Source organism: Microbacterium sp. LWS13-1.2 (assembly GCF_040144835.1).
In the GTDB taxonomy this organism is placed as follows: domain Bacteria; phylum Actinomycetota; class Actinomycetes; order Actinomycetales; family Microbacteriaceae; genus Microbacterium.
The window spans coordinates 842,946-857,941 of record NZ_CP151632.1 but is presented as its reverse complement, the minus strand read 5'-3'; the positions used below and the strand labels follow the sequence as shown (position 1 = coordinate 857,941).

Here is a 14,996-nt window from a genome sequence, read left to right as displayed (position 1 = left end):
GATGACCGAATTCACCATCTTCCTCGTCGTCGTTGCAGGACTCTTCGGCCTCCTCATCGGGTCGTTCCTCAACGTCGTCGCGTACCGCGTGCCGGCGCACATCTCGCTGATGCGCGAGAGCCGGTGCCCGCACTGCGATGCGCCGATCCGACCGTGGCAGAACATCCCGGTCGTATCGTGGATCGCTCTGCGGGGGAAGTGCGCGAACTGCAAGGCGCCGATCTCGGCGCGCTACCCGATCGTCGAAGCGGTGACGGGCATCGCGTTCGCGCTCGTCACCTGGTGGGGGCTGGCGGTCTACGAGGGACTCCTCGGGTCGACGCTGCTGACCTACCTCGCCTCACCGGCGTGGGACGGCGTGGTCCGACCCACTGACGTGTGGGCTGCCGTGCTCGTCATCGTCGCGTTCCTCTACTTCGCGGCGGTCTCGATCGTGCTGACGCTCATCGACCTCGACACCCACCGCCTGCCGAACAGCATCGTGCTGCCGAGCTACCTGGTGGCCGGCATCCTGTTCACCGTCTCGGCCTGGCTCACGGGCGACTGGGAACTGTTGCTGCGAGCCGCGATCGGCATGGTCGTGCTGTACGTGTTCTACTTCCTGCTGCGGTCGGTGCGACGCGGCGGGATGGGCGGGGGCGACGTCAAGCTCGCCGGAGTCATCGGCATCTACCTCGGCTGGCTGGGCTGGGGAGCCCTGGCCGTGGGCGCGTTCGCCGCATTCCTCTGTGGGGGACTGTTCGGCATCGCACTGCTGCTGCTCCGGCGTGCCGGGCGCAAGACCGCCATCCCGTTCGGCCCGTGGATGATCCTCGGCGCCTGGACGGGAGTGTTCGCCGGCGAAGCCGTCGGACGGTGGTACGTGAATCTCTTCGTCGGCGCGTAAGCCCGACGGACTTGGGGAAGGGAAGAACATGGCGAAGACGATCGTGGGGCTGGAGGTGACCGAAGAGAGCGTGCGCGCTGCGGAGCTCTCACTCGGTCGCAGACCCCAGCTCATCGCATACGGCGAAGTGCCGCTGCCGCCCGACGCTGCGAAGGACTCGGAGGTGCTCGACCCGGGCGCCGTCGCCGTCGCACTCCGGCAGCTGTGGACCGGCGCGAAGTTCAAGAGCAAGGATGCCGTGCTCGGCGTCGCCAGCCGCCGCATCCTGGTGCGCGAGTACACGACCCAGGCGATGCGGCCCGACCTGCTGCGCGAGGCCCTGCCCTACCAGGTGCAGGACCTGCTGCCGGTGCCCGCGAGTCAGGCGGTGCTGGACTTCTTCCCGCTCGCCCAGAACGGCGACCAGGTGTCGGGTCTGCTGGTGGCGGCCGTGTCGGACAGCATCGAGCAGATCATCTCGACCCTGTCGAAGGTCAAGGTGCGCGCGCAGGCAGTCGACCTGGCGGCCTTCGGACTCGCCCGCGCGACCGCCGCACTGGCGGCGCCGGACGAGACCGTGGCGACCGTCGGCATCGGCGACCACACCACGCAGGTCGTGATCTCGCGCGGCGGCGTGCCGCTCTTCGTACGACTCCTGCCCATCGACGTCGCGACCGCAGCGGTTCGCCGGCACAGCGCGGAGATCGCCGAGCCGGAACTCGAGCTCGCCGCCGCCGGCGGGAACGGCCTCGGCTCCGCCGTCGCCGCCGGCCGCACGCGCGGTGCGATGCGCGCGGCGACTCCGCCGGGAGCATCCGACCTCGCCGCACGCGTCCGCAGCACGCTGGCCTTCTTCGGCAGCCGGCCGAGCGCCGCGCCGCTGACGCGCCTCTTCGTCACGGGTGCCGGCGCGGCGGTCGAAGGCGTGATGGCGGCACTCACCGCCGCCATCGACACGCCCATGACCATCGTGTCGGCCGGCGACGTCGTCTCGATCGTGACTCCGCCGCCCGCCGGCGACGTCTCGCTCAACCTCGTCGGCACCATCGGTATCGCACTCGGGGAGGCCGGCCGATGACCGCCATCCCGGCCCCGTTCGCGGGAGTGCCCCGCGTCAACCTGATGCCGCGCAGTGAGGTCGTGCGTCGCGAACGTGACAAGCTCGTGCGCCTCTGGGTGTGGGTCGTGCTCGGCGCCATCGTCGTCGCACTCCTCATCATCGCCGGCGCCTTCGCGTTCAAGTTCTTCGCCGACCAGCGCCTCGCCGCGGAGCAGGCCGAGACCAACGCGCTCCTCGTCGAGATCTCGTCGCTCTCGGAAGTGAGCCAGGCGCTCGCGACCGAGGCCGAGCTCACCGACTACCGCACCGAGGCCATGGCCGCCGACCTCGCCTGGACGCCGGTGATCGCCAAGATCTCCGGCATCCTGCCCGCCGAGACCGCTCTCACCGCCTTCGACTTCGCCGCCGGCGGCGCGGCGCAGGGCGACGACCCGACCGCCGAGCAGGGTGTCGTCGGGACGGTCACGATCGACAGCCCGACACCGCTCGACATCGTCGCGATCATCCGGTCGCTGCGCGGTGTCGAGGGCGTGCTGTACGCCGACGGCCAGTCCGTCACGTCGAGCCAGGTGTCGGAGGGGCGCTACGCGTACCTGCTCGACGTCGAGTTCGACCAGACCGTTTACTCCAATCAGTACGCGGCCGAAGAAGGGAGCGAGTGATGCCCAAGCACCTCGTCACCGCGCTCGGACTCATCGTCTCGCTCGGCGTCATCGCGCTCGGCGTGTTCCTGGTCGCCCTGCCGCTGTACTTCCAGGCGGTCGGCGTCGACGGGCAGACCGCCACCGTCGCGAACACCAACGCGATCTATCAGGCCCAGGTCGACCATCTCACCGCCGAGGAGGAGAACCTCGAGCAGATCAACGCGGAGGTCTCCGGGCTCCGTTCGCAGATCCCCGCCACCGCGCAACTCGACGACGTCTTCGAGGTCGTCGGACGCGCGGCCGAGGCATCCGGAGTCTCCCTCACCTCCGTCACCGCCGGAGAGCAGGTGCTCTTCACGACACGCACCGGCGTCATCGACGGTGACGCCGCCGCGGTCGCTCCGGCGCCGGCACCCGAGCCGACGCCGGCGGCGACCGAGGGCGCCGCCGACACCACCACCGGAACGACGACGGATGCCGCCGCCGGCACCACCGCCGGGGCGACGACGGATGCCGCCGCCGGCGGAGGCATCGCCGCCGCGGCGGGACGCCAGCAGGTCGACTTCGTGATCAGCGCCAGCGCGACCGACATGGCGCAGGCGACCGCGTTCCTCGACGCGCTGCGCGCGGGCCCGCGCCTGCTCAACAGCATCACGGCGACCACGACGCAGAGCGGTGAGGGCACGTTCGACGTGCAGATCACCGCGCTGACCTTCATGGACGCGGAAGGATGACGGCCATGGACGAGCTGGACTTCGAGACGCTCCTGGTGCGCGGCGCGCGCTACCGGGCCTCCGATGTGCACATCACTGCCGGCGCGCCGCCCCTGCTGCGCGTGGACGGCGACCTGGTGCCGGTGCCCGGGTACCCCGAGGTGCTGTCGGACGAGTGGGTCGAGCGCACCGCGTTCGCCCTCATGAGCGAGGGGCAGAAGCGGGAGTTCCTGGAGCACGGCGAGGTCGACCTGGCCCACGCGACAGCGGGCATCGGTCGCTTCCGCACGAACGTGTACCGGCAGCTCGGGTCGATCGCGATCGCGCTGCGCTACATCCCCGACCGTGTGTACACCCTCGAAGAGCTCGGTGCTCCGCCGATCGCGCGCGACCTCGCGCTGCGCCCCCGCGGGCTCGTGCTGCTGACCGGGCCGACCGGATCGGGCAAGTCGACCACCCTCACGGCCATGGTCGACATCGTCAACCAGCTGGTGGCGGCGCACATCATCACGATCGAGGACCCGATCGAGTTCCATCACCAGTCCAAGCGCGCGCTCATCCACCAGCGCGAGGTCGGACGCGACACCAACTCGTTCGCCGAAGCGCTCCGGCGCGTGCTTCGCCAGGACCCCGACGTGATCCTCATCGGCGAGCTGCGCGACCCCGAGTCCATCTCGACGGCCCTGTCAGCGGCCGAGACCGGACACCTGGTGCTGTCGACGCTGCACACGCAGGGCGCCGCGAAGAGCATCAACCGCATCATCGACGTGTTCCCCGCCGACCAGCAGCATCAGATCCGCACGCAGCTGGGCGACACGCTGCAGGGCATCATCAGCCAGACGCTGCTGCCGCTCGCGCAGGTGAACGGCCGCACGATCGCAACCGAGGTGCTCATCAACACGCCTGCGGTGGCCAACATGATCCGCGAGGGTCAGGTCGCGCAGATCTACTCGGCGATGCAGGCGGGCTCCGAGATCGGCATGCACACGCTCGATCAGGATCTTCGCCGCCTCGTCGCCGACGGCACGATCGCCCGCAACGTCGCGATGGACTTCGCGGTCGACCCGAAGAGCCTCGACGGCGTCTACGTCAAGCCGCGCGACCTCGACGCCGAGGAGTGGGCGCACCACGCCGGCGAATGGCGGCAGGCGGATGCCGCGGCATCCGTCCCCGCGAATGCCGCAGCGGGAACCGGCATCGGCATGGGCTCGCGCTTCGGCTCGCCCACGGTGGGCGGCCGGGTCGACCCGACCGCACGCGACGTCGAGTGGGGCGCTGCCGACGACACGTATCTGAACGACGCCGACTCGTGGGCCGAGCTCGGCCTGCCTGCGCCCGAGAAGGGGGCCTGACATGGCCGTCGTACAGGAGTTCGTCTACCGCGCCGTCGATCCGCGCGGCGGATCGGTCGTCAAGGGCACGATCGAGGCGGCGAGCGAGTCCGCCGTCACCGGCAAGCTGAAGGCCCAGGGGCTCACGCCCCTCGAGGTCACGCTCAAGTCCAACACCGGGCTGAACCGCGACATCAAGCTGCCGGGAGCCACCAAGACCGTCTCGGCGCGCACCCTCGCGGTGTTCTCGCGACAGATGGCCGGTCTCATCAACGCCGGCCTGCCGCTGATGCGGACGCTCGCGATCCTCATCGAGCAGACCGACGACAAGCGCCTGCAGCCCGCCCTCGTGCAGGTGCAAGCCGATGTCGAGTCAGGCTCGTCGTTCTCGGCGGCGCTCGCGCGGCATCCGCAGACCTTCCCGCCGCTCATGCTCAGCATCGTGAAGGTGGGCGAGGCCGGCGGCTTCTTGGGCAGCGCCCTGACGTCGATCGCCGACAACTACCAGCGCGACGCCGAGCTGCAGAACAAGATCCGCGCGGCCATCACGTACCCCGCGATCGTGCTCTTCATCGCGATCGTCGGCGTGCTCGTCATGGTGACGTTCGTCGTGCCGATCTTCGAGGGCATGTTCAAGGGGCTGGGCAGCTCGCTGCCGCTGCCGACGCAGATCCTCGTCACGATCTCGAACAACATGTGGTGGATGATTCCCGCCATCGTGCTCGTCGTGATCGTCGCGGTGATCTGGTGGCGCACCAATCGCCACACGCTGCAGTACCGGAAAGTCGTCGACCCGATCAAGCTGAAGATGCCCGTCTTCGGCAAGTTGACCACCAAGATCGCGGTCGCCCGATTCGCACGCAACCTGTCCATGATGCTGAACGCGGGCGTTCCGATCATCCAGGCGCTCTCGATCGTCGGCCAGGCGTCGAACAACTGGAAGATCGAAGAGGCCGTGCGCGACGTGCAGGAGTCGATCCGTCAGGGACGCTCGTTCGCCGCACCGCTCGCGAAGGCCGAGGTCTTCCCGGCGATGGTGCCGCAGATGGTCTCGGTCGGCGAGGAGTCGGGCACGCTCGTCGACATGCTCTCGTCGATCGCCGACTTCTACGAGGACGAGGTCGAGACGGCGACTGCCCAGTTGTCGTCGACCATCGAGCCGATCCTCATCGTCGGTCTCGGCATCGTGATCGGCGGCATGGTGATCTCGCTCTACCTGCCGATCTTCACGCTCTACGGGGAGCTCGCACAGCAGTAGGCACGCGTCTCGTCTCGCTCGTTCCTCGCTCGCTCAGCGACCGGGTGGTGGGGCGTTTCGTCTCGCTCGTTCCTCGCTCGCTCAACGACCGGGGTGGGGGCGCTCAGCGACCGGGGGTCGGAGCGGTGGCGTGCTTCGACGGGCTCAGCGTCTGAGCAGAGGTGCCGGTCGTTGAGCGAGGGAGCGCCAGCGACCGAGACGAAACGCGTCGAGCCGCTCGGATGCGCCGGGAGCCGGCGGGCGCGTCACACGGTGACGCGGAGGACCTCTTCGATCGTCGTCAGGCCCTGCGCGACCTTCGACCAGCCGTCCTCGCGCAGCGAGATCATGCCCTGCTGCAGCGCGACCTGGCGGATCTCGCTGCCGGTCGCGCGGGTCACGACGAGCGTCTCGATCTCGTCGCTGAGCGTCATGATCTCGTGGAGCGCGACGCGGCCGCGGTAGCCGGTGTTCGAGCAGGCGGGGCACCCGGCTGCCCGGTACAGCTGCGGCAGATCGCCGGGGTCGTGCGGGAAGCCCAGCGACGTGAGCACCTCGCTCGTCTCGACGAGCGGCTCACGGCAGCGCATGCAGAGCCGGCGTGAGAGGCGCTGCGCGATCACGGCCGACAGCGCCGTGGCGACGAGGAACGGCTCGCAGCCGATCTCGGTCAGGCGGGTCAGCGCGGACGGCGCGTCGTTGGTGTGCAGCGTCGACAGCACGAGGTGGCCGGTGAGCGCCGCCTCGATGGAGATGTTCGCGGTCTCGAAGTCGCGGATCTCACCGACGAGCACGACGTCGGGGTCGGAACGGAGGATCGACCGCAGCGCGGTCGAGAACGTCAGGCCGGCACGGTTGTTCACCTGCACCTGGTTGATGCCGGCGATGCGGTACTCCACCGGGTCTTCGACAGTGATGACGTTGATCTTGGGGTTCGCGATGGCGCGCAGCGCGGTGTACAGACTGGTCGACTTGCCCGAACCGGTCGGCCCGGTCGCGAGGATCATGCCGTGCGGCTTCGTGATCGCCTCGCGGAACCGCTTCTCGTTCGTGCTCGAGAACAGCAGGTCGCGCATCGTCATGACCTGGCCGGTGTTGTCGAGGATGCGCATCACGATCTTCTCGCCCCACACCGTGGGCAGCGTCGCCACACGCAGGTCGACCGAGCGGTTCTCGTGCGTGACCGACAGGCGGCCGTCCTGCGGCTTGCGCTTCTCGGCGATGTCGATCGACGACATGATCTTCAGACGCGAGATGATGCCGTCCTGAATGGCGCGGTCGGCCTTCTGCATCTCGTGGAGCACGCCGTCGATGCGGAACCGCACCGTGAGCTGCTTCTCGCCGGGCTCGACGTGGATGTCGCTGGCACGGTCGTTGATGGCCTGCGCGATCAGCAGATTGACGAAACGGACGATCGGGGCGTCGTTGTCCTGCTCCTCGAGCGTCTCGGTGAACGCGGCCTGGTTCGACTCGCTGGACTCCTCGATCGTCATCGACAGCTCGCTGAGCTCTTCGTCGGAGCGGAGGAACCGCTCGAACATCTGCGTCAGCGCGTCTTCGGCCACGACGACCGGCTCGACGAAGAGGTCGGTGATGCTCGCGACGTCGTCGAGCGCGACGATGTCGGTCGGGTCGAGCACGCCCACGGTCAGACGTTCGCCACGGAGGTCTACCGGGATGAGGCCGTACTTGCGGCACAGGTTGCCCGGCACGAGCGCGACCACATTCGGGTCGAGCGGCATGCTCGCGAGGTCGACGTACCGATGGCCGGTATGCAAGGCGATGGCCTCGGCGACCTGCCCCTCGGTCACGAGCTTCGAGCTCACCAGTAATCGCTGCAGCTCGGGCCCGTCGGCGCCCCCCGCCTGCGCGATGGCGGCTGACATGTCGGCGGCTCGTACGGCTCCGGTGAGCACGAGCGTCTGTGCAAGACCTCTCACGGCAATTCCCCAATCCCCATGGACATACTATGTGGCCCGCGTCAAGCCTGGGCAGGGTCCCCGCGCGCACTCGATAAGGTGGCGCCATGGCGGACCTGATCGCGAAGGTGACGGCCTGGGCGCTGTCACTGCGGCTCGTACGGGTGTGGCTGCACTACGCCGAGCGGCGCGGCCCGATGCTCTCGGACAGCATCACCTACCGTTCCCTGTTCTCGGTGTTCGCGGGCGTGCTGCTGGGCTTCTCGTTCGCGGCCGTCTGGCTGAGCGACAACCCCGCGGCATGGAAGTCGCTCGTGGACGCGGTGGATGCCGCGATCCCGGGCCTCGTCGGCGAGGGCGGGATCGTCGACGTCTCCGACATCCAGGCGCCCGCTGGATTCACCGTCGCCGGGATCATGGCGCTCGTCGCGCTCGTCGGCGCGGCGATCGGCGCGATCGGGTCGCTGCGCGTGGCGATCCGCACCCTGGCCGACCGGGTGCACGACGACGTCTTCTTCGTCTGGGTGCTGCTGCGAAACCTGCTGCTCGCGATCGCGATCGGCGGCGGGTTCGTCCTGTCAGCGGGTGCGACCTTCGTGGGCACCTCGTTCATCGGAACCGTCCTCGACTGGCTGGGGATCACGCAGGACGACTTCGCGGCGATCGCCACGCGCAGCGTCTCGATCGTCGTCGTCTTCCTGCTGGACATGGCCGTCGTCGCCCTCGCCTTCGTCAGCTTGAGCGGCGTGCGGGCGCGTCCTCGTGCGCTGTGGTCGGGTGCCTTCCTCGGCGCGCTCGGGCTCACCGTCCTCCAGCAGCTGTCGGGACTGTTCGTCGCCGGCGCCGGCTCGAACCCCCTCCTCGCCACGTTCGCCAGCCTCATCGCCCTGCTGCTGTGGCTGAACCTGTCGGCCCAGGTGATCCTGCTCGCGTCGACGTGGATCATCGTCAGCGAGCGCGAGCACGTCGACCGCGTCCGCGAGCGGTTCGGTTCGCCGACGTTCGCCCTGCGCCGGGTGCGGCAGGCGGAGGATGCCGTGCGCGTCGCGACCGAGGAGCTCGCACACGCGCGCGCCGACGCCGACCGCGAACGTCTCGCCGCCCAGAAGAAGAACGCGGACGAGAAGCCGGCCGCGCCGGCGGAACAGGAACGCGTCGGGGCGGGAAAAGAGCAGTCGTGAGCCACCAGGTGCCGACCTACACCGCCGAGCAGGTCCGCGCAGCCGAACGCCCGCTCCTCGACGCCGGCACGCCGCTCATGCGCCGCGCAGCACGCGCTCTCGCGGACGTCATCCGCGCGGAGCTGTCGTCGCAGACCCCCACCACCATGACCAGCGCTCTGGAACCCGTGACTCTCGATCACCCCGACACGCCGCGCCCGCGGGTGCTCGTGCTCGTGGGCAGCGGCGACAACGGCGGAGACGCGCTCTACGCCGCGGCGCAGATCGCCGCTGTCGCCGACGTCGACGCGCTGCTGGTCTCCGACCGCTTCCACGAGTCAGCCCTCGCGGCCGCCGTCGGCGCCGGCGTGAGGAGGCTCGACCTCGCTGAGCTGGCCGACACCGCCCACCGCTACGGACTCATCGTGGACGGCATCCTCGGCATCGGCGCCTCGCAGGACCCGGCGCTGCGCGGCACCGCGCGCGAGGCGGTCACCGTGCTGCTCTCGACCGTCCCGCGCGCCGGGCGCCGGCAGCGCGTCGTGGCCGTCGACATCCCGAGCGGCCTGCACCCCGACACCGGGACCGCGGATGACGCCGTGCTCCCGGCATCCGTCACCGTCACGTTCGGCGCGGTCAAGGCGGGACTCGTCACCGGACGCGGCCCGGAGCTCGCCGGCGAGATCGTGCTCGTCGACATCGGACTCGGCCCGGCGCTGGAGACCGCTGAGCCGGCGGGGGAGGCATCCGTCTCGCGCGTCGTGCTGGCCCAGACCGACTGACGAACTCGGCGGAGCGCCCGGGGACCGGCCAGAGACTCAGTCGTCGGAGTCGTCGTGCCCGCGGCCGTTGTCGCCGGGGACGTCGGGGGAGTCCTTGTCGTGACCGATCGCGTTGCCGTCGCCGTTGTGGTCGGGGCCGTCATCGTCCATTGCGTCGGCATCGCCGTTGCCGCGACCGTTGTTCCCCGGGAAGTCGGGGGAGTCCTTGTCGTGACCGAACGCGTTGCCGCGGCCGTCGCCGCCCCTGGCACCGTCCCCGCGGTTGCCGTTGCCGGGGAAATCGGGGGAGTCCTTGTCGGGACCGAACGCGTTGCCGCGGCCGTTCTCGCCGGGGCCGTCATCCGGCGCCACCGCGAAGGTCGCCGGCAGCAGCACCGGGAGCGGGGCTCCGGTCGCGACGCTCGGCACCAGGATCGCGGCCGCCACGACGACGGCGATCGCGGCGCCCGTGAGGAGCAGCTTCTTGAAACCCATGACGCACCTCGGTCTCGGGCGGCGGAGGCAGCCGGTGCGGGGAGCGTACCACCGCCGAGGCGCGGTGCGAAGGTCCGACTCAGCGCGCGTAGCGGGTGACGAACGTACGCAGCATGCGGCTCGGATGCGAGACCGCCGCGCGCCGCACCGCGGCGAGAGTGAGCTCGAGCTCGTCGGCGGCGAAGTAGCCGTAGTCGGCGTACGCGTGGATGCGCGTCGTGATGCCCTCGACGTCGAGTTCGGGGTGGAACTGCGTCGCGTACACGTTCTCGCCGACCCGGAACATCTGCACCGGACAGCCCGGCGACGACGCCAGCAGGGTCGCCGCGGCAGGCAGCTGCGAGATCGCCTCCTTGTGTCCGACGAACGCGTCGAAGGTCGTCGGCATCCCCTCGAGCAGCGGATCGGATGCCCCGGCCTCGGTGACCGTCACCGGCACGACGCTGATCGGCTCGGGGTAGGTGCGGTCGATCACCGCGTGCTGGTGGGCGCCGAGCGTGCCGATGCCGTAGCAGGCGCCGAGGAACGGGAAGTCGCGGTCCACGACCTCGTCGAGCAGGGTCGCGAACTCCGCCTCGACCCGCCGCTGCACCGCCGACTTCTTCTCGAGGGGATCGGAAGCGTTGAACGGTCCGCCGCCCACGAAGATGCCCGAGAGCGCATCGAGATCGAACCGCGGCATCGGCTCCGCCTCGAGCCGCACCCGCACGAGCTCATCGGGGGAGAGGCCGGAATAGCGCAGGAACAGCGCGTACTCCTCGTCGGCGGGCACGTCCTCGGCACGGGTGGCGAGGAGGACGAACGGCTTCACCGCACCAGCCTACGTGGGCCGGGGGCGCGTTTCGTCTCGCTGCGCTCGCTCAACGACCGTTCCTTTGACCCGGTCGTCGAGCGAGGAAGCGCCAGCGAGCGAGACGAAACGTCCCGTGCTCTGACCCGGTCGTCGAGCGAGGGAGCGCCAGCGAGCGAGACGAAACGCCACGGGTCGACGCGCAGCCTCGAGGAAGGACGACGGATGCCTCGACCCGGCGCAGCACGCCGGATCGAGGCATCCGTGATGAGTGTCCTACGAGGCGTACGTGACGAAGCCGAGCTCCACGGGCGACACGAGCTGCGGGTGCGCCGGCCGCACGCGGACGGTGTACCCGAACGTGCCCGTGACGCTGAGCGGCAGCGTGCCGGTGAAGGCCCGCACTCCGTCCACGCCCTCGCCGGTGGGGGAGAGGCGGTACACCGAGTGGTCGCGCGCGAGCGCGTCGTCCTCGTCGGTGCTGCCGTAGAGCAACTCGACCGCGACGTCGTCGGGCGAGAGGCCGTCGAGTCGCACGTCGGCGCGCACCTCGAGAGCGTCGCCGGCCTGCGCCTGCGCCGGGATGCCGGAGCTGTCGACGCTCGCGATCGAGATCCGGCCCCACGCGCCCTTGATGCGTCCGACGAACGCGGCGACCTCGCGCGCCAGGGCGAACTCGTTCGCGCGCAGCGCCACGTCGTGGGCGGCCGCCGGCACGTACAGCCGCTGGACGTAGTCGCGCACCATGCGGTCGCTCGTCGCCTTCTTGCCGAGATCGGTCATGGTGTGCCGCACCATGCCCAGCCACGCGGTGGGGATGCCGCCCTCGCGCTCGTAGAACTTCGGCACGAGCTGGTGCTCGATGAGGTCGTACAGGGCCGCGGCCTCGGCGTCGTCGCGCTCCTCGTCGTTCGATGCGGTGTCGGCGGTCGGGATCGCCCAGCCGTTCTCGCCGTCGAACCACTCGTCCCACCAGCCGTCGAGGATCGAGAGGTTGAGCGCGCCGTTGAGCGCGGCCTTCATGCCGCTCGTGCCGCACGCCTCGAGGGGGCGCAGCGGGTTGTTGAGCCACACGTCGCAGCCGGGGTACAGGTCTTTGGCGAGGGTGATGTCGTAGTCGGGCAGGAACACGATCCGCCCGCGCACCTTCGGATCGCGGCTGAAGCGCACGAGCTGCTGGATGAGGATCTTGCCCGAGTCGTCGGCCGGGTGCGACTTGCCGCCGATCACGATCTGCACCGGCCGCTCGGGGTCGGTGAGCAGAGCAGTCAGCCGCTCGGGATCGCGCAGCATCAGCGTGAGCCGCTTGTACGTGGGCACGCGCCGGGCGAAGCCGATGGTGAGCACATCGGGATCGAGCAGATCCTCCACCCACGAGGGCGTGTGGCCGTTGCCCGTGGACACGGATGCCGCCACCCGCCGCCGCGCCTCGGCGATGAGCCCGCCCTTCATCTGCTGACGAACACCCCAGAGCTCGGCATCCGTCACGGCAGCCCGGTCGGTCCAGTCATGGGTGTCGGTGCGCGCGTCGCCCCACGCCCGCTCGCTCACGGCCTTGAGAGCGGGGTGCACCCAGGTCGGAGCGTGGACGCCGTTCGTGATCGACGTGATCGGCACCTCGTCGGCGTCGACACCCGGCCACAGCATGCCGAACATGCCGCGGCTCACCTCGCCGTGCAGCACCGAGACGCCGTTCGCGTGCTGCCCGAGGTGCAGGCCGAGCACGGCCATGTTGAAGACGCCCTGGTCGCCGCCGTTCCAGGTCTCGAGGCCGAGCGCGATGGCACGCCCCGCGTCGAGGTTCTGGAAGAGGCCGCTGGCGAGATAGTCGGCGATGAGGTCGCGCGAGAAACGGTCGATGCCGGCGGGCACCGGGGTGTGCGTCGTGAAGACGGTGCCCGCGCGCACCTGGGCGAGGGCCTCGTCGAAGCTCAGGGCGTCCTGCGTGATGAGCTCCGACATCCGCTCGAGTCCCTGGAACCCGGCGTGGCCCTCGTTCGTGTGATAGACGTCGGGGGCGGGGCGACCGTTCAGCTCGGACCACGCCCGCACGGCGCGCACGCCGCCGACGCCGAGCAGCAGCTCCTGCAGCAGACGGTGCTCGCCGCCGCCGCCGTACAGGCGATCGGTGACGCGGCGCATCTCGTCGGTGTTCGACGGCGTCTCGGAGTCGAGGAGCAGCAGCGGGATGCGCCCGATGTCGGCGATCCAGACCCTCGCGTACAGGCGGCGGTCGCCCGGCAGATCGAGCGCGATCTCGACCGGTGCGCCGGCGCGGTCGCGCAGCAGCGTCAAGCCGAGGCCGTACGGATCGAGCAGGGGATAGGCCTCGCGCTGCCACCCGTCGTCGCCGATCGACTGGCGGAAGTAGCCCGCGCGATAGAAGAGCCCGACGCCGGTCAGCGGCACGCCCAGGTCGGACGCACTCTTGAGATGGTCACCGGCGAGGATGCCGAGCCCGCCCGAGTACTGCGGCAGCGAGCCGTCGACGCCGAACTCGGGGGAGAAGTAGGCGATGTGCGCCGGCTTGTCGCCCTCGAGCTGCTGGAACCAGCGGTCGCCCTCGAGGTAGGCGGTGAGCCGCTCGTCCTCTTCGCGGACCCGAGCGACGAACTCCTCGTCGCGCGAGAGCTCGTCGAGGCGGGATTGACCCAGCGCGCCGAGCATGCGGGCGGGGTTGGCGCCGATGTCGTCCCACAGGGCGGGATCCATCGACGCGAACAGCGCGTGCGTCGCGCGACTCCACGACCAGCGCCAGTTCGAGGCGAGGCGATCGAGCGGGGCGAGGGTGTCGGCCAGCACAGGGCGGACCGTGAACGTTCGGATGGCCTTCACGCTCGCGATTCTAGAGGCAGAATCTGGAAGCGCTTGCACCACGATGGCCGCCTCAGCGGAACGCCGGGCGTCGCGGCGGTGAACGTCGGCGGCACGGAGACACGTCGGCCGGCAGAGCGCAAGGGTGCGGATGGTGTCGGGCGCCGGGTCTACGCTGGGGGCATGGCCATCGCACGACTGCACGGAGGCCCGCTCGACGGGCAGCTCCTGCCCCTCGAAGACCCCCAGCTGGACCGCTTGATCGTCCCCTACAGCGAGACGCAGGTCGTCTACGAGCGCAAGGGGTCGCCCGAGAACACCGGCGACGGCGATGGGCCGACCGAAGCCGAGTTCTGGTTCATCGAGTCCGAGGACGACATCGATCCGTACAGCGACACCGCACGTGATCGGCGCTGACGAGCACCCCGCCGAACCGACCCGCCCGAGCCATTCGGTCGAGATCGAGCTGAAATTCGACGTCGACGACGACACCGCGCTCCCCGACTGGTCGGGTCTGCCCGGGGTGTCGTCGGTCGGCGCAGCCGAGCCGCGTGCGCTCGACGCCGTCTACCTCGACAGCGACGACCTCGCCCTCGCGCACGCCGGCTACGCGGTGCGCCGCCGCACCGGCGGCCCCGACGAGGGCTGGCACATCAAGGGCCCCCGTGACGAGGAGGGCGGCCGGGTGGAGCTGCACTGGCCGCTCGGCACCGACGACACGATTCCGGATGCCGTCGCCGACGCCCTCGAGGCGGTCGCCGTGACGTCGCACCTGGCGCCGATCGCCCGCATCCGCAACCAGCGCACGGCGTATGCCCTCTGCGACGCCGAGGGCGGCATCGTCGCCGAGTTCGTCGACGACCACGTGATCGCCACCGACGAACGGGACGGTGTGCAGCGCACCTGGCGGGAGTGGGAGTTCGAGCTCGGCCCCGCCGCACCCGGTTCCGCGGACGACCGCGCGGCGCTCTTCGCCGCCGCCGCACAAGCCGTGCATGCGGTCGGTGGCCGGGAAGCGGCATCCGATTCCAAGCTCGCCCGCACGCTGGGAGCCTGAGGAGTCGTAGCGGGTTTCGTCTCGCTCCGCTCGCTCAACGACCGGGGGAGAGGCGTTTCGTCTCGCTTCGCGCGCGCGTCCGAACCAGCACCCGGTCGTTGAGCGAGGAGCGCCAGCGACGAGACGAAACGCCCCGGACCTTTCGAGAAG

14 protein-coding genes are annotated in these 14,996 nt (G+C 70.1%); 10 read left to right on the top strand and 4 right to left on the bottom strand.

Annotated elements, in window-relative coordinates; translation table 11 throughout:
- Nucleotide 1 precedes the first annotated feature (1 nt).
- Genes MRBLWS13_RS04160 through MRBLWS13_RS04135 form a run of 6 tightly spaced genes read left to right on the top strand, consistent with a single transcriptional unit; the run spans nt 2 to nt 5,871 of the window.
- The gene (locus MRBLWS13_RS04160) at nt 2-886 is read left to right on the top strand and encodes a prepilin peptidase (RefSeq protein WP_349427778.1); all 885 of its coding nucleotides are present in this window, start codon (nt 2-4) and stop codon (nt 884-886) included.
- 28 nt (nt 887-914) lie between these two features.
- Complete coding sequence (gene pilM / locus MRBLWS13_RS04155) at nt 915-1,943, top strand: pilus assembly protein PilM (RefSeq protein WP_349427777.1); 1,029 nt, start codon at nt 915-917, stop codon at nt 1,941-1,943.
- Nucleotides 1,940-2,587: a hypothetical protein gene (locus tag MRBLWS13_RS04150; protein WP_349427776.1), complete on the top strand. Its 648-nt coding sequence runs from the start codon at nt 1,940-1,942 to the stop codon at nt 2,585-2,587. Before pilM ends, MRBLWS13_RS04150 begins: the two co-directional genes overlap by 4 nt.
- Nucleotides 2,587-3,303, top strand: a complete 717-nt coding sequence (locus MRBLWS13_RS04145) for a hypothetical protein (RefSeq protein ID WP_349427775.1) — start codon at nt 2,587-2,589, stop codon at nt 3,301-3,303. The genes MRBLWS13_RS04150 and MRBLWS13_RS04145 overlap by 1 nt, the downstream gene beginning before the upstream one ends.
- A gap of 5 nt (nt 3,304-3,308) precedes the next feature.
- Nucleotides 3,309-4,634: a type IV pilus twitching motility protein PilT gene (locus MRBLWS13_RS04140; protein WP_349427774.1), complete on the top strand. Its 1,326-nt coding sequence runs from the start codon at nt 3,309-3,311 to the stop codon at nt 4,632-4,634.
- Nucleotide 4,635: 1 nt separating this feature from the next.
- Nucleotides 4,636-5,871, top strand: coding sequence for a type II secretion system F family protein (locus MRBLWS13_RS04135; protein ID WP_349427773.1), 1,236 nt, complete (start codon nt 4,636-4,638; stop codon nt 5,869-5,871).
- A 245-nt stretch (nt 5,872-6,116) separates the two neighbouring features.
- On the opposite strand, the gene MRBLWS13_RS04130 is transcribed toward MRBLWS13_RS04135, so the two are convergent.
- Nucleotides 6,117-7,790 (bottom strand): ATPase, T2SS/T4P/T4SS family, encoded by a 1,674-nt coding sequence (locus MRBLWS13_RS04130; RefSeq protein WP_349427772.1) that lies wholly within the window; start codon nt 7,788-7,790, stop codon nt 6,117-6,119.
- Nucleotides 7,791-7,876: 86 nt separating this feature from the next.
- Between MRBLWS13_RS04130 and MRBLWS13_RS04125 the strand changes: the two genes are divergently transcribed.
- Nucleotides 7,877-8,950 (top strand): YhjD/YihY/BrkB family envelope integrity protein, encoded by a 1,074-nt coding sequence (locus MRBLWS13_RS04125; protein ID WP_349427771.1) that lies wholly within the window; start codon nt 7,877-7,879, stop codon nt 8,948-8,950.
- Nucleotides 8,947-9,711 carry an NAD(P)H-hydrate epimerase gene (locus MRBLWS13_RS04120; RefSeq protein ID WP_349427770.1) on the top strand — a complete coding sequence of 255 codons (765 nt, stop codon included), beginning with the start codon at nt 8,947-8,949 and terminating at the stop codon, nt 9,709-9,711. The genes MRBLWS13_RS04125 and MRBLWS13_RS04120 overlap by 4 nt, the downstream gene beginning before the upstream one ends.
- 36 nt (nt 9,712-9,747) lie before the next feature.
- Here the strand turns inward: MRBLWS13_RS04120 and MRBLWS13_RS04115 are convergent, their stop codons facing one another.
- From MRBLWS13_RS04115 to glgP, 3 genes are all read right to left on the bottom strand, one after another.
- Nucleotides 9,748-10,185, bottom strand: coding sequence for a hypothetical protein (locus MRBLWS13_RS04115; RefSeq protein WP_349427769.1), 438 nt, complete (start codon nt 10,183-10,185; stop codon nt 9,748-9,750).
- A 79-nt stretch (nt 10,186-10,264) separates the two neighbouring features.
- Nucleotides 10,265-10,996: a glutamine amidotransferase gene (locus tag MRBLWS13_RS04110; protein WP_349427768.1), complete on the bottom strand. Its 732-nt coding sequence runs from the start codon at nt 10,994-10,996 to the stop codon at nt 10,265-10,267.
- Nucleotides 10,997-11,251: 255 nt separating this feature from the next.
- A complete protein-coding gene (glgP, locus tag MRBLWS13_RS04105; protein ID WP_349427767.1) occupies nt 11,252-13,810 on the bottom strand; it encodes an alpha-glucan family phosphorylase in 2,559 nt (852 codons plus the stop codon).
- 162 nt (nt 13,811-13,972) lie between these two features.
- Between glgP and MRBLWS13_RS04100 the strand changes: the two genes are divergently transcribed.
- Together MRBLWS13_RS04100 and MRBLWS13_RS04095 are read left to right on the top strand one after the other, a co-directional pair.
- Nucleotides 13,973-14,206, top strand: a complete 234-nt coding sequence (locus tag MRBLWS13_RS04100; protein WP_349427766.1) for a response regulator — start codon at nt 13,973-13,975, stop codon at nt 14,204-14,206.
- Complete coding sequence (locus MRBLWS13_RS04095) at nt 14,193-14,846, top strand: CYTH domain-containing protein (protein WP_349427765.1); 654 nt, start codon at nt 14,193-14,195, stop codon at nt 14,844-14,846. Before MRBLWS13_RS04100 ends, MRBLWS13_RS04095 begins: the two co-directional genes overlap by 14 nt.
- The last annotated feature ends 150 nt before the right edge of the window (nt 14,847-14,996 follow it).